Origin of the sequence: Cardiobacterium sp. Marseille-Q4385 (genome assembly GCF_916618745.1) — a bacterium.
In the GTDB taxonomy this organism is placed as follows: domain Bacteria; phylum Pseudomonadota; class Gammaproteobacteria; order Cardiobacteriales; family Cardiobacteriaceae; genus Cardiobacterium.
Genome location: NZ_OU745373.1, coordinates 139,401 through 152,518, shown reverse-complemented (window position 1 = coordinate 152,518; position 13,118 = coordinate 139,401). Strand labels below are relative to the sequence as shown.

Sequence of the window (13,118 nt, the reverse complement as noted above, 5' to 3'; positions counted from 1 at the left end):
TCAGGCGGTGTCTGGCGTGAAAAAACCCGCTCTGCGGGCTTTTTTATTTCCTCATACGGGCAAACGACGGCGCCTTTTGTTTGTCCGCCGATGCCGTTGCGCTGTGTTGCTGTGGCGGGGACAGCGGTCGTTGCACGGCATCTGGCGGCAGCAGTTGAGCCAATTCGTCTAGTGCCTGGCGATAAACCTTGCGTTTGAAATGCACAACCTGCGAGGGTGGCGCGAAGTAATCAATCCAGCACCATTCGTCGAATTCCGGCGGTTGCCCGGAGGCGTGCAAATTCACCGCCGGATCACCGCTTTCGAGGCGCAGCAGGAACCATTTTTGCTTCTGCCCGATGCATTGCACCATGCCGGGGCGACGGCGGCGGCGGTAGCGCACCGGCAGGCGGTAATAGAGCCAGTCGCGCGTTTCGCCGAGCAACGACACATCCGCCGGGCCAAGGCCGGTTTCCTCAAAGAGCTCGCGCCACATCGCCTGTTCGCTTGATTCGCCGGCGTTAATCCCGCCCTGCGGGAATTGCCAGGAATCCTGCCCGCTGCGGCGTCCCCAAAAAGCCTGGTTGTGTGCGTTAAGCAGGACGATACCGACATTAAAGCGGTAGCCCTTTGCATCAAAAATATTGTTATCAGGTTGATCATTATCCATGTGGCTATTCTTTCATATGCGCCGCCGCCGCACAACGCGCCACCCGTGAAAAGGTTTGACTATACGGCGGTTTGCCGTTACATTAAATTCAAATAACATTACTTCCCATCCACATGTACGTTTGTATTTGCCAAGGCATTACCGATCGCCAAATCATTGACGCTATCGCCCAGGGACATGACAGCACTGCCGCCATTGCCGCCACGTTGGGCGCAGGCAGTTGCTGCGGCAGATGCTGCGAGACGGTGGAAAATCTGGTTGAATCCCACGCCAAGCCAGCGGTTTATCACGCAGCCTGAATCAAAAAAGCCCCGGATTTCCGGGGCTTTTTTATAGACTCAATTACTCGTCATCGTCCTCATCCGCAAACGGGTCTTTCATCTTGCCGCCGCCAAACGGAGCCTCCTCACCCTTAAGGAGTCGCTCGATATTGCTGCGGTGCCGGTAGAACAGCATGCCGACGATGATGAATACCGCCGTCAACATATAGGCCCAGTCTTTCCCCGGCGTATAAAAAATAGAGGCGATCGCAACAAAGGCAGCGGCAGACAAGGCGGAAAGCGAAGAAATGCGCGTGTTGTAAAACACTGCGCCCCAAATAGCGGCGCCAAGCAGGGCGACGATGGGATTCCAGGCAAGCAATACGCCAAAAGCCGTTGCCACCCCTTTGCCACCTTCAAAATTGAAGAATATCGGATACAAATGGCCGAAAAACGCACCAAGACCGACCAGCACAATCACCAAATCATCAATGCCGGCCGGGAAAAAACGACGCAAAATGATGAAAACCACAACAGGGATAAGGCCTTTCAGCAAATCGCCTGCCAGGGTGATGGCAGCAGCCTTTTCCCCGGCAATGCGCAACACATTTGTCGCCCCCGGATTACCTGAGCCGAGCGTACGCGGATCGCCAAAACCCATGGCACGGCAGACAATCACCGCCGAAGATAACGAGCCGCAAACATAGCCGGCAATTGCGCCGAAAAAGCAAAAAAGAAAATGTTGCATAACACCCCCTGAGTGCGATAATTCAGAAAAAATCATTCATAACCCTATGACTATGCAAGACATCATCTACATCCATGCAATACGGGTACGAACCGTCATCGGCATTTTGCCCCATGAACGCGCGGCGAAGCAAACCCTCATCATCAGCTGCGAACTGGGTACCGACACCCGTGCTGCCGGCGAAGCGGATGACATCAAGCAGGCACTAGATTACGCCGCTATCTGTGCCGACATCATAAAATATGCGGAAAACAGTCAATACGGCCTCATCGAAGCCTTCGCCGAACACCTTGCCGCGCACCTGCTCGCTGCCTACCCGCTTGCCGCCAATATCCGCCTCGACATCCAGAAACCTGGCGCACTCGAAGCCACGCGGGAAGTCGGCCTGCGAATCTACCGTGAGCGAAACTGAGGCACTATAATGCGACCGCTTAAAATCTGGCGGTATTTGTCGTAGCGACGGCCTGCCGCACAAAAAAACACATCAAACGCAGCGGCAGGGGATGCCCTTGACCGCCTCATTTACCGTTATTACCCAAAAAGGAAAACACATGTACAGACAACACTATGCGGCAGACGTGACTGAAAAGCTTGATGGCGAAACCGTCAAAGTCGCCGGCTGGGTACACCGCCGACGTGACCACGGCGGCGTCATCTTCATTGACTTGCGCGACCGCAGCGGCCTCGTGCAAATCGTTATCGACCCCGACACCGCCGAAGCCTTCGCTCTTGCCGAACAAGTGCGCAGCGAATACTGCCTCGCCATCGAAGGCCGCGTCCGCCTACGTCCGGCGGGCACCGAAAATCCCGACATGGCCAGCGGCAAAATCGAAATCCTCGGCAAAGTGCTCACCGTTCTCTCCAAATCCGAAGCGCTGCCCTTCCAACTTGACGAAGACAACGTCTCCGAAGAAGTGCGCCTGAAAAACCGCACCATTGACCTGCGCCGCGAAGTCATGCAGAAAAACCTCATCCTGCGCAGCAAAGTCGCTTCCTCCCTGCGCCGCTGCCTGGATGATCACGGCTTCCTTGATATCGAAACCCCGATGCTGACCAAAGCCACCCCGGAAGGCGCGCGCGACTACCTTGTCCCCTCACGTACCCACCCCGGCAAATTCTTCGCCCTGCCGCAATCGCCGCAACTCTTCAAACAAATGCTGATGATGAGCGGCTTCGACCGCTACTACCAAATCGTGCGCTGCTTCCGCGACGAAGACCTGCGCGCCGACCGCCAGCCCGAATTTACCCAGCTTGATATCGAAACCTCCTTCCTTGAAGAAGAAGACATCATGCAGCTCATGGAAACCATGATTCGCGGCATCTTCAAAGAACACCTGAACGTTGACCTGCCTGATCCCTTCCCGCGCATGACTTACCGTGAGGCCATGCGTCGCTACGCCTCGGACAAACCTGACCTGCGTATCCCGCTCGAACTCGTGGACATCGCCGACCTCGTTAAAGACAGCGGCTTCAAAGTCTTTGCCAGCGTCGCCGCCCAAGAAAACGGCCGTGTTGTTGCCCTGAAAATCCCCGGCGGCAACAAACTCACCCGCAAAGAAATTGACGACTACACCGCCTACGTCGCCCGCTACGGCGCCAAAGGTCTCGCTTACATCAAAGTCAACGACAAAACCAGCGCCGAAGGTCTGCAATCGCCCATCGTCAAATTCCTCACCAAAGAAGGCGGTGCAGAAGGTGCTATCGCGCTTGACATCGTACAACGCGTCGGCGCCGAAAATGGCGACCTCATCTTCTTCGGTGCAGACAAAGCCAGCATCGTCAACGACGCCATCGGTGCGTTGCGCATCAAAGTCGGTCACGACCTCAACATGCTCACTGGTCCTTGGGCACCGCTGTGGGTTATTGAATTCCCGATGTTCGAATACGACGAAAAAGACAAACGCTGGTACTCCATGCACCACCCCTTCACCCAGCCAAAAACCGCGAACCTCGACGAACTCGACAGCAACCCCGGCGAAGTCCTCTCGCGCGCCTACGACATGGTGCTGAACGGCACCGAAGTTGGCGGCGGCTCCATTCGTATCCACCGCGACGACATGCAACAACGTGTCTTCCAAAGCCTCGGCATCGGCGAAGAAGAAGCACAACAAAAATTTGGCTTCCTGCTGAACGCCCTCAAATACGGCTGCCCGCCGCACGGCGGCATCGCCTTCGGCCTCGACCGCCTGATCATGCTGATGGCGGGCGCCAAATCCATCCGTGACGTCATGGCCTTCCCGAAAACCCAGACCGCCTACGACCCGCTCACCGACGCCCCCTCGGAAGCCAGCGAAGAACAACTCAAAGAACTGCATATCCGCAAGCGGGAAAAACCGGCGGGCTAAGACGAGAGCAGTAAGCGCTTCTTTTGAGAAGCGCTTACTATTTTGAATGCCGTAAAAAATAAAAGAAGGATTAAAATGAAAAAAATAATTTTAAGTAGCTTTTTATTGGCTTTTTTAGTTATTCCAGACTTTTCTAATGCTAAAGCATTTAACAAAAACAAAGTAGTTAACGAGATAAGAAAAGAAATTATCGAAAAAGAAAAATTGTCTAAAAAATTATGGAATACTGCAAGTACTATGTATGCAGGAAGTCTAGGAACTGCATTTAATGAAGTTGATGCAGATGATCATACGTGTTTTATTCTTGCAAGATTATTAAATAAAGATCCTAGGAAATTTGAGGTCAAATATGAAATAGACTTGAATACTAAATCAGAAGGGAATGGATATAGTTTGCAGATTGAAGCACAATCATTAGAAAACTATACTGTAATAGCTAAAAGAATCTTGGTCTTGTCTGATGATGAGAGAATAATAGAATGGAATCTTGATTGTGCAGGGAGGTCTGGGTCAGACTACATAAAAGAGAAAAAGTCTACATTCTATATTCTGAAGGATCAGGGGGAAACTATTCAGATATTGGGGAAAATAGAGGATGGATTTTTCCAAAAATTAAAAACTGCTATTAGTAAAAGTCCCAAAGTAAAAACCATTGCACTAGGGAGTGGTGGCGGTTCTGTACAAGAAGCATTAAATGCGGGAAGATATATTAGACAAAGAGGCTTAGATACTACTTTATATAATAATTGCAAGTCTGCTTGCCCTTTAGTATTTATGGCAGGTATTAACCGTACAATATGGTCTCCCTACCCAAGTTTGCAGTTTCATCAAATATATATATTGTCAAACAACCATCCAGTTCCTATAGAATTTGATAATCAGATATATGTAGATATTTATGTTTATTTAGCTCAAATGGGAATTCGTGATCCTATATTTGTAATTAGTAAAATGTGGTCTTCTCCACCAGAATCCTTTACGATTGTAGATCCATCAGAAAGTGAAGAGCTGTGTCAATATAATGTAGCTACTTGGATTCAGCGTAATTGTTCTGCAGATGAATAAGTGGCGTTATATGAACTCAAATATTTTTAAAAGCTAAAACCCATTTCATTCAAGGTTGGCATAATGAAAAACTGGGAGCTGTGGATACAGCGCAATAAAGAACATCTCCAACATCCGGCGAATCTCAAAGAGCAATTTGTCCGGCAAATCCTGAGCAAAATTGACGACGTCAGTCCGGAAGATCTCAGCGCGACACACCGCTTTACCGATGCCAAAGGCAGCGAGCGCAGTATCGACATCCTCATTGAAAATCCGGAAAAGAACCAGCGGCTGGCTATCGAACTGGACGGTCTTGCCCCCTATAAATCTGCCGATGGTGACATCGATTACCGTCGCTTTAATGAATTTCTCGAACAGCAAAACGCGCTGCTCAATGCCTTTGGCGTCGTCCTGCGCTATAGCGCCGCTAAAATACAGCATGCGCCTGATGTCATCATGAGCGAAATTGGCGACATCCTGCGTGCGCAGACACAGGGCGATTACACCCCGAAAAACAAGAAAGAGGAATACGCCGCCATTGTTGAGGCCTATCAGGAGGACATTCTGGCGCTGAAAAAAATATGGGCGACGGAAGCGGGCGGTCTGAAAGAGCAGGCGGACCGCTTGGTCGCGCAAGCGGCGGGCAAGGGCAGAAACGATGCCCAGCTACATGCGCAAATGCAGCTGCTGGATGCGGAAATCCGCGCCTACGAAGAGAAAATCCGCCAATACCAGCGGGCATCTATTGCCACCGTGATTGCCAACGAAATCGACATCAAGACCCTCATTGCAGAAATTCAAACCCTCAAAGACATCATGGCCGATCTCCGCCAAGCCTCGGTTGAGGACTCCCAGGGGCGATATGAACGAAAATCAGCGGCACCCTGGGTACTGGGTATTGTTGCCGTGTTGGCGCTTGGTGCAGCTGCGGTGGGCGGTTACTACTATTTTGCCAAGATAGCGGGGAAAAAAACGCCGATTCCGGTGGAAGAAGATCCACCGGCGGTGCTGACCGAATTGCCAGTTATCGGGCAGGCCGTCAGCAATACAGGAACATCAAACATACGCCCTGTCGTGAGTAGCGACGTTGTACCGTCGACACCGGTCGCCGCAACTGAGCAACAGACACAATCGGAAACCCGTACCAGTGATGGCAGTATCATGGCACGTGAAGCAGGGCAGTACATCGGCGAAACCCGTCGCGTCTGCGGCAAAGTCGCCGCTTTGAAAGAAACGAAGAAAAGTATTGCGCTCCATTTTGATGCGCCTTCCCCCAACCAGTCCTTTACCGCCGTAGTCTGGAAGACAAGTCGGGCATTGAGTCGTCAGGCTTCTCATCTGGTACATGCCGATATTTGCGTAACTGGCAAGATCGAGGAAAACCGGAAAAAGCCGCAGATGATAATCAGCGACACTGCCCAGATCTCCTTTAACGACTGACGCACCCTTCGCACACAACAAAAAACGCCCCCCCAAACTCACCGCTTATCAGGCCCAGTAACTACGCCGCTTGGCGGGCGTAGAATGGGCTTTAGCCCATCGAGCAGGCGCGCAGCCTGCTTTTGGCAATTCGGGTAAGCGTGACCGTCAAGCGGGGAAATAACGCGTTTTTGATCTGAAGACATTGCGGGCAACATCTCTACAAAATCCGGCAACCACGCCGCTTGACGTGAACTCGGTAACTACGCCGCTTGGCAGCCCCAGTATTTACGCCGCTTGGCAGTTTTGGCGATAGCACGGCAGCGCTACGGTAGAAAGAAAACGTAGAGACGTTGCCTGCAACGTCTCAAAACAAAAACTAGCGACAAACCCAGTAACCACACCGCTTGGAGGGCTCAGTGTTTACGTCGCTTGACGGGGTTTTGTCGGGCTTCGCCCGTTTTTCTCTAACCCCCACCCCAAACCCCTCACCCAGTGGGTGAGGGGCTTTTATGCTTGGCAGACCCAGCATTAACGCCGCTTGGCGGGCCCAGTAACGACGCCGCTTGGCAAATTTTTGTCGTATGTACGGATCAGGCAAAAAAAGAGGGAACCCTTCAGTTCCCTCTTTTTCGCCATCAGGCAGGTTTATTTTTGCAGACGTTCGGATTCGGGGATTTTGGCTTTGTGCTTGCCTTCTTCGATGGTGGTGATGAGCAGCAGGATGATGGCGATGATGCCGCCGCCTACGATGACTTCAAAACCTTTGTCCCAGCCGTAGCGTTCGGCAGTGCGGCCAATCACATAGGCTGCGGCTACGGTGCCACCGAGGTAACCGAAGAGGCCGGTGAAGCCTGCGGCGGTACCAGCAGCTTTTTTCGGCGCGAGTTCCAGGGCGTGCAGGCCGATGAGCATGACCGGGCCGTAGATGAGGAAGCCCACGGTGGTCAGCAGGATGAAGTCGGTGAGCTGGTAGGGGTTACGGAACCATTCCACGTTGGCATATTCGGCCAGTTTGTCAGCAGGTGTCGCCGGGTTCATCCACAGGGCGACAACGGCTAGGGTGGTCAGGATCATGAAGACGACGCCGGTCAGGCCGCGACGACCCTTGAAGACTTTGTCCGATACCCAGCCGCAGAGCAGGGTGCCGGGAATGGCAGCGAGTTCATAGACGGTATAAGCCCATGCGGTACCCTTGAAGTCAAAGTGTTTGACCTCGCTGAGATAGACCGGCGACCAGTTGAGTACGCCGTAGCGGATGAGATAGACGAAGACGTTGGCGAGTGCGATGTACCACAGCAAGCGGTTCTTGAACACATAGGTGAAGAAGATTTCCTTGGTAGTGAGGTTTTTCTCGGCGGTTTTTTCGTCGTAGTTTTCCGGGTAGTCGTTTTTCCACTGCTCAATCGGTGGCAGGCCGCAGGATTGCGGGGTGTCTTTCATAACGAAGTACACCGGCACGGCAAGCACCATGGCGATGACGCCCGGATAGTAGAGGGCTTGCCGCCAGATATCGGCTTCGGTCGCCTTGACGCCATGCTGCTGGAAGAAGACCCAGCCCGCTAGCAGCACCATTAATCCCGGCATCATGCCGCCAACGTTGTGCGCGCAGTTCCAGATGGAGACGATGGAGCCACGCTCTTTCTTTGACCACCAGTGCACCATGGTCTTGCCGCAGGGCGGCCAGCCCATGCCCTGGAACCAGCCGTTGAGGAAGATCATGATGAAGGCGATGACGACACCACTGGTGGTGAAGAAGGGCACAGTCCCCATCAGTGTCATGCACAGGCCGGAGAGCAGCAGGCCGCAGGGCAGGAAGGCTTTGGGGTTGGCGCGGTCAGAGATGGACGCCATCAGGAATTTGGACAGGCCGTAAGCGAGCCCCACAGCGGTACCGATTTGGCCAAGCTGTTCTTTGTTGTACAGGCCGGCGTCAATCAGCCCTTTTTGCGCGAGGTTGAAGTTGCCGCGCACGAAGTAATAGGCGGCGTAACCAAAGAAGATGCCGCAGAACACCTGCCAACGCAGGCGACGGTAGGTAGGATCGATTTTGTCGGCCGGCAGGCGAGGGGCATCCGGCGACGGTTTGAATATGCCAATCATTAAGGGCTCCAAAGGGGTTAAACAAGATTGAAGCGGCAAGTCGTGCCGCATTCCGGGCGCGGATTGTAGCGGTTTATCGGTGAAGTGCCAAATTTTTGTGATTGTCGCGTGAATTTACGTTTTTTTCTGGGGATTTGCAGCAGCAGGCAAGATATAGATTTGTCTGGGGTAGGCGACGCCATGTTTTGTTTGAGGAATTTGCTGTGCTTTCCACACAGATTAGGACGGCAGGGCAGGCGACGATTTCGTCGCGCCGGATATTGATCTCTTTGGCACAATCAGTGATCTATGTGAGGAGCGCATATAAAAAAACCGGAAGGCGTTGCCGCTTTCCGGTTTTGTTGTGTCGTCGTGTAGGAATTATTCGCCAGCGACGACGCGTACCAGTACTTCGGTGCTGATACCAGCAAAAAGGTGCAGGGAGATGGTGTATTCCCCGATTTCGCGGATGGTGCCGTGTGGCATCATCACTTCGCTGCGAGCCAGTTTCAGCCCTTGTTGCATGGCAGCATCAGCGATGTCCTGGGTACCGACAGAGCCGAACAGTTTGCCTTCGTCGCCTGCTTTGGCGAGGATGGTCAGCACTTTGCCGGAGAGCGCGGCGGCGCGTTGCTCGGCATCGGCCAATTTGGCGGCTTGCTGTCTTTCCAGCTCGGCACGGCGGGCTTCAAAACGCTCAATATTCGCTTTGGTCGCTTCGGTAGCCTTGCGTTGCGGAATGAGGAAGTTGCGGGCATAGCCCGCTCTGACGTCCACACGATCGCCAAGTTCGCCCAGTCCGGCCACTTTTTCCAACAGGATGATATTCATGCGTCCTCCTTAGTGCTGGTCGGAATACGGCAGAAGCGCCAGGAAACGTGCGCGCTTGATAGCAGTTGCGAGTTGGCGTTGGTAGAACGCATTGGTACCGGTGATACGTGCGGGGACGATTTTACCGGTTTCGCTGATAAACGCTTTCAAGGTTTCGAGGTCTTTGTAGTCAATTTCTTTCACGCCTTCGGCGGTGAAGCGACAAGTTCTGCGACGTGCCATAGTTTAGCCCTCCTTCTTCTTGCTTTCGGCCATCGGCGAGGCTTCGGTAATGGCTTCGTCACGACGGATGGTGAGGTGACGCAAAATGGCGTCGTTGAAACGGAAGTTGGTTTCCAGTTCTTCCAGCGTCTTGGCATCACATTCGATGTTCATCATCACATAGTGCGCTTTGACCAGTTTATTGATTGGATAAGCCAGCACGCGGCGGCCCCAGTCTTCGAAGCGGTGGACTTTGCCATTGGCGGCTTCCACGACGGAGCGGTAACGCTCGGTCATCGCATTGACCTGTTCGCTCTGGTCGGGGTGGACCAGGAAAACGATTTCATAATGTCTCATCAGAAGATTCCTTATGGATAAACAAAGCCGCCATATGGCGGCAAGGAAATGCCGGCGAACCGGCAAGCGCGCGGATTATACGGAAAAGCTGCTGCAAAACAAACTTTCCCGACCGCATTGTTCATGCTACCGTGCCGCGCCGTATCCAACCGGGAACCCTTATGGAAGATTTTGCCCCCCACCACATCCTCTGCTACGACAGCGAATTTGTGCGCGAGCACAGCTACATCCCCAAACTCGCCCTGGTGCAAACCTGCCAGCCGGGCGGCAACGCACATTTGTATGACCCACTGGATGGCGCAGACGCTGTGCCGTGGCATAAGATCCTGCACCACCCTGCGCCCGTCGTTTTGCATGCCGGCGCGCAGGATCTCGAACTCATGCAACTCTGCGGTGGCGGCCTGCCGCAGACTGTGCGCGACACACAAATCGGCTTCGCCCTCTGTTCGCCGCATCTCGCCGTCAGCTACGCACAACTCGTCGAACACTTCCTCGGTATCAGCCCGGACAAAAGCCAAACCCGCAGCGACTGGCTCGCGCGCCCACTTAATGCCGAACAGCGCACCTATGCTGCCGCCGATGTCGAACTGCTCGCCCGCCTTTATCCCTACCTGGTTGCGGAACTGCGCCGCTTGAATCGCCTGGACTGGTGGGCGGAAGAAAACGCGGCGCTGCTCGCGCGACAGACTCGCCCGCGCGAACCCTGGCACTGGTATCGCCTGCAAGGTGCACCGCAACTGCGCGCAGGCGACCGCCGCGTCGCACAAATCCTCACCGAAGCCCGCGAACGCCTTGCCGCCGCGCAAGACCTGCCGCGCCGCCTCATCATGAGCGATCGCCAGCTCATCACCATCGCGCAAAAACAGCCGCCAACCCTCGAAGCACTTGCCGAATACCTGAGCGAAAACCACCCGCTCTGGCAGGAGCTGCCCTACCTTAGCGAGCGTTTTGCCGCTGATACGCCCCCGCCTGCCCAACCGTTCAGCCCGCGACTCAGTCATACGCGTCGCCAGCAGTACGAAAAGCTCTGCCGCTATGTGGCCGACACTGCTGTCGACCTCAATATCCACCCCGACCTGCTTGCCACCGTGCGCACCCTCAAACACTACTGCGCCAACCCAAGCGCCGATAACCCGCTACTGCATGGCTGGCGCGCTGCCTATCTGCGTGAAGAACTACAAAAACTACTCTGACCATGCGACTCTGGCATCAGACACTTATCCCCCACCTGCCCCGCCAACAACTGCTGGGGCAACACCGCGAATGTGCTGCCCTGCGCGGTAACGGCTGGGGACGGGCACACGCGACCGTCAACTACGTCTTCACCCACAGCCCCTACCTGCTCTACGCCTACCATCGCCTCATCATGGAAGAAATGCGGCGGCGCGGCTACCGTCCTGACCCCGCTTGGGACGAGCCAAGCCATCGCGGCAAAAACCTCGCGCCCTACCGCGATCTGCCCGCCGTCGCCGTTGCCGACCCCATCTATCCCGAACACGATGCAGCCTACCTGCGTGAATGTTTAGATAACCTCGCCGGCAAAGGCATCCACTTATACATGACTACCAACCACCCGGAGCCCCATCTATGACCTACCGCGCCATCTACAGCGACATTGACGGTACCCTGCTCAACCGCGCACACCGCATGAGCCCGCGCACCCTCGCCATCACCCAGCGACTCGCCCAAGCGGGCATTCCCATCATCCTCGTTTCGGCACGGCCACCGCTGGCCATCACCCCCTTCACCGCCGCCATTGGTGGCAAACAGCCGCTCATCGCCTTCAACGGCGCCCTCATCCTGGATGGCGATCTCAACGAACTCTACAGCGTCACCTTGAACGACGCCGACCTGCACCTCCTCGAAGCCCTGCTGGAAAACGACCCCGCCATAACCTCTATCAACTACTATCAGGGGACGCACTGGTACAGCCCCGATCCGGATAACTTCTGGACAGTACAGGAAGGCGACATCACCGGCCTGCGCGCGACAAAACGCCCGGCAAACCTGACGAACGTGCACAAAATCCTCGTCATGGGCGACGCGCCCGTTATCCGCGCCCTGCAAGAGCGGCTCAAACCCCAGTTCCCGCACCTCGAAATCCACCGCTCCAAAGACGAATACCTTGAAATCGTCAACAAGCGCGCGACCAAAGCCCAAGCTATAGCCTACATGGGCGAACGCCTCGGTGTCCCCGCCGCTGAAAGCGTGGCCTTCGGCGATAACTACAACGACCTCGACATGCTGCGCTACGCGGGCTACAGCGTGGCGATGGGCAACGCGCCGGACGACATCAAGGCCGAGTGCAGCATCGTCACCGCACCAAACGACGAAGATGGCCTGGCACAAGTGCTGGAACGGCTGTTTCCCGCTTGAATCAAATGACAACAGGCGGCAGTTATCCCGCTTGGTCATAGGTATTTATCCATCTTGGTAGGCGGATAACATATTAATAATAGAAGAAAAATATCCTCATCCTTTTGCGGGGATAGCTTGAGGAACGTCCGTAGGATGAACCACATCTAGTGGAGCGAGAGACTCTAATGTCTGCTGCTGTTTCGCAATACCTTTCAGACTCCCGTAAGTCTGGATGAGGGATTATTTACAGTTTCTAGAAAGCATTTTTCTTATTGCGGGATAGGTAACTATGGCCAAGCTGCACCCCAGCAGGAAGAGAGAAATGAAGATGCCCGCGAGCCATGTGCGGAAAGCCAGTACTTCCTGCTCGTTCAGCAGGAACCAGCATAGTCCGCCTATCGCTGGCAGGACAAGCACGAGCTGACGCTGCATAAGGCCATAAATAAGAATGGCTGCCAGGATAAAAATTGCGGCTATCCATGTGTAGGGGATAAGCCATTCATGCTGAAAGAGCAGCACCTGACAAATGGCTATCGTTTGCACCACCTGACATAACAGACCGCAGTGGAGTAGCCGCCGTTGCTGCCAGCGCGCCGCGAGCCATACTTGCAGCGGTGCGGTGTTGACGAGGGCAAGGAAGAGGTATTCGTACCAGAAAAAGGGGTTACTTTCGTGGTAGATCATCAGATTCAAGGCTGCGAGGCCACAGCCGACGATGACGATGGTCAGGGTGGATAACCAATAAAGGATGTTTTGCCAAAGGTTCATTGCACGCTTCCTTTTTCGATGAAACGCCGCCAAGCGGCGTAGTCGCTGGTTTTGTG

15 protein-coding genes are annotated in these 13,118 nt (G+C 54.3%); 8 read left to right on the top strand and 7 right to left on the bottom strand.

From position 1 onward, the window contains the following. Positions 1 to 43: 43 nt before the first annotated feature. A complete protein-coding gene (locus tag LG374_RS00825) occupies positions 44 to 649 on the bottom strand; it encodes an RNA pyrophosphohydrolase (protein ID WP_370639298.1) in 606 nt (201 codons plus the stop codon). Between the two features lie 113 nt (positions 650 to 762). Here LG374_RS00825 and LG374_RS00820 point away from each other — a divergent pair, with 113 nt between their 5' ends. Further along, positions 763 to 948 (top strand): bacterioferritin-associated ferredoxin, encoded by a 186-nt coding sequence (locus tag LG374_RS00820; protein ID WP_225755922.1) that lies wholly within the window; start codon positions 763 to 765, stop codon positions 946 to 948. A 43-nt stretch (positions 949 to 991) separates the two neighbouring features. On the opposite strand, the gene plsY is transcribed toward LG374_RS00820, so the two are convergent. After that, the gene (gene plsY, locus LG374_RS00815) at positions 992 to 1,657 is read right to left on the bottom strand and encodes a glycerol-3-phosphate 1-O-acyltransferase PlsY (protein ID WP_225755921.1); all 666 of its coding nucleotides are present in this window, start codon (positions 1,655 to 1,657) and stop codon (positions 992 to 994) included. 46 nt (positions 1,658 to 1,703) lie between these two features. Between plsY and LG374_RS00810 the strand changes: the two genes are divergently transcribed. The 4 genes from LG374_RS00810 (at position 1,704) to LG374_RS00795 (ending at position 6,486) form a co-directional block, all read left to right on the top strand. After that, the gene (locus LG374_RS00810; RefSeq protein WP_225755920.1) at positions 1,704 to 2,069 is read left to right on the top strand and encodes a dihydroneopterin aldolase; all 366 of its coding nucleotides are present in this window, start codon (positions 1,704 to 1,706) and stop codon (positions 2,067 to 2,069) included. A gap of 139 nt (positions 2,070 to 2,208) precedes the next feature. Next, positions 2,209 to 4,002: an aspartate--tRNA ligase gene (aspS, locus tag LG374_RS00805; RefSeq protein WP_255594351.1), complete on the top strand. Its 1,794-nt coding sequence runs from the start codon at positions 2,209 to 2,211 to the stop codon at positions 4,000 to 4,002. Positions 4,003 to 4,077: 75 nt separating this feature from the next. Further along, positions 4,078 to 5,067: a hypothetical protein gene (locus tag LG374_RS00800; RefSeq protein WP_225755918.1), complete on the top strand. Its 990-nt coding sequence runs from the start codon at positions 4,078 to 4,080 to the stop codon at positions 5,065 to 5,067. A gap of 63 nt (positions 5,068 to 5,130) precedes the next feature. After that, a complete protein-coding gene (locus tag LG374_RS00795; protein WP_225755917.1) occupies positions 5,131 to 6,486 on the top strand; it encodes a hypothetical protein in 1,356 nt (451 codons plus the stop codon). A 627-nt stretch (positions 6,487 to 7,113) separates the two neighbouring features. On the opposite strand, the gene glpT is transcribed toward LG374_RS00795, so the two are convergent. From glpT to rpsF, 4 genes are all read right to left on the bottom strand, one after another. Continuing rightward, positions 7,114 to 8,568 carry a glycerol-3-phosphate transporter gene (glpT, locus tag LG374_RS00790; protein WP_225755916.1) on the bottom strand — a complete coding sequence of 485 codons (1,455 nt, stop codon included), beginning with the start codon at positions 8,566 to 8,568 and terminating at the stop codon, positions 7,114 to 7,116. A 360-nt stretch (positions 8,569 to 8,928) separates the two neighbouring features. After that, positions 8,929 to 9,378, bottom strand: coding sequence for a 50S ribosomal protein L9 (rplI, locus tag LG374_RS00785; protein WP_225755915.1), 450 nt, complete (start codon positions 9,376 to 9,378; stop codon positions 8,929 to 8,931). A 9-nt stretch (positions 9,379 to 9,387) separates the two neighbouring features. Next, on the bottom strand, positions 9,388 to 9,600 hold the full coding sequence (gene rpsR, locus LG374_RS00780) for a 30S ribosomal protein S18 (protein ID WP_006984037.1): 213 nt from the start codon (positions 9,598 to 9,600) through the stop codon (positions 9,388 to 9,390). 3 nt (positions 9,601 to 9,603) lie between these two features. Beyond that, a complete protein-coding gene (gene rpsF, locus LG374_RS00775) occupies positions 9,604 to 9,936 on the bottom strand; it encodes a 30S ribosomal protein S6 (protein ID WP_225755914.1) in 333 nt (110 codons plus the stop codon). A gap of 161 nt (positions 9,937 to 10,097) precedes the next feature. Here rpsF and LG374_RS00770 point away from each other — a divergent pair, with 161 nt between their 5' ends. The 3 genes from LG374_RS00770 to LG374_RS00760 are packed head-to-tail and all read left to right on the top strand — an operon-like array spanning position 10,098 to position 12,312. Beyond that, entirely contained in the window at positions 10,098 to 11,129 is a 1,032-nt protein-coding gene (locus LG374_RS00770) for an HRDC domain-containing protein (protein WP_225755913.1), read from the top strand. Positions 11,130 to 11,131: 2 nt separating this feature from the next. Continuing rightward, complete coding sequence (locus LG374_RS00765) at positions 11,132 to 11,527, top strand: TIGR02328 family protein (RefSeq protein ID WP_225755912.1); 396 nt, start codon at positions 11,132 to 11,134, stop codon at positions 11,525 to 11,527. Continuing rightward, the gene (locus LG374_RS00760) at positions 11,524 to 12,312 is read left to right on the top strand and encodes a Cof-type HAD-IIB family hydrolase (protein ID WP_225755911.1); all 789 of its coding nucleotides are present in this window, start codon (positions 11,524 to 11,526) and stop codon (positions 12,310 to 12,312) included. The genes LG374_RS00765 and LG374_RS00760 overlap by 4 nt, the downstream gene beginning before the upstream one ends. A gap of 222 nt (positions 12,313 to 12,534) precedes the next feature. Here LG374_RS00760 and LG374_RS00755 read toward each other — a convergent pair whose 3' ends face one another. After that, the gene (locus tag LG374_RS00755; protein WP_225755910.1) at positions 12,535 to 13,062 is read right to left on the bottom strand and encodes a hypothetical protein; all 528 of its coding nucleotides are present in this window, start codon (positions 13,060 to 13,062) and stop codon (positions 12,535 to 12,537) included. Positions 13,063 to 13,118: the final 56 nt, after the last annotated feature.

Coding starts and splice junctions, on each gene's coding strand:
- LG374_RS00810 (WP_225755920.1), top strand. CDS start 1,704: ATGACTATGCAAGACATCATCTACATCCATGCAATACGGGTACGAACC.
- LG374_RS00795 (WP_225755917.1), top strand. CDS start 5,131: ATGAAAAACTGGGAGCTGTGGATACAGCGCAATAAAGAACATCTCCAA.
- LG374_RS00765 (WP_225755912.1), top strand. CDS start 11,132: ATGCGACTCTGGCATCAGACACTTATCCCCCACCTGCCCCGCCAACAA.
- aspS (WP_255594351.1), top strand. CDS start 2,209: ATGTACAGACAACACTATGCGGCAGACGTGACTGAAAAGCTTGATGGC.
- LG374_RS00820 (WP_225755922.1), top strand. CDS start 763: ATGTACGTTTGTATTTGCCAAGGCATTACCGATCGCCAAATCATTGAC.
- rpsR (WP_006984037.1), bottom strand. CDS start 9,600: ATGGCACGTCGCAGAACTTGTCGCTTCACCGCCGAAGGCGTGAAAGAA.
- LG374_RS00755 (WP_225755910.1), bottom strand. CDS start 13,062: ATGAACCTTTGGCAAAACATCCTTTATTGGTTATCCACCCTGACCATC.
- glpT (WP_225755916.1), bottom strand. CDS start 8,568: ATGATTGGCATATTCAAACCGTCGCCGGATGCCCCTCGCCTGCCGGCC.
- LG374_RS00760 (WP_225755911.1), top strand. CDS start 11,524: ATGACCTACCGCGCCATCTACAGCGACATTGACGGTACCCTGCTCAAC.
- plsY (WP_225755921.1), bottom strand. CDS start 1,657: ATGCAACATTTTCTTTTTTGCTTTTTCGGCGCAATTGCCGGCTATGTT.
- LG374_RS00825 (WP_370639298.1), bottom strand. CDS start 649: ATGGATAATGATCAACCTGATAACAATATTTTTGATGCAAAGGGCTAC.
- rpsF (WP_225755914.1), bottom strand. CDS start 9,936: ATGAGACATTATGAAATCGTTTTCCTGGTCCACCCCGACCAGAGCGAA.
- rplI (WP_225755915.1), bottom strand. CDS start 9,378: ATGAATATCATCCTGTTGGAAAAAGTGGCCGGACTGGGCGAACTTGGC.
- LG374_RS00800 (WP_225755918.1), top strand. CDS start 4,078: ATGAAAAAAATAATTTTAAGTAGCTTTTTATTGGCTTTTTTAGTTATT.
- LG374_RS00770 (WP_225755913.1), top strand. CDS start 10,098: ATGGAAGATTTTGCCCCCCACCACATCCTCTGCTACGACAGCGAATTT.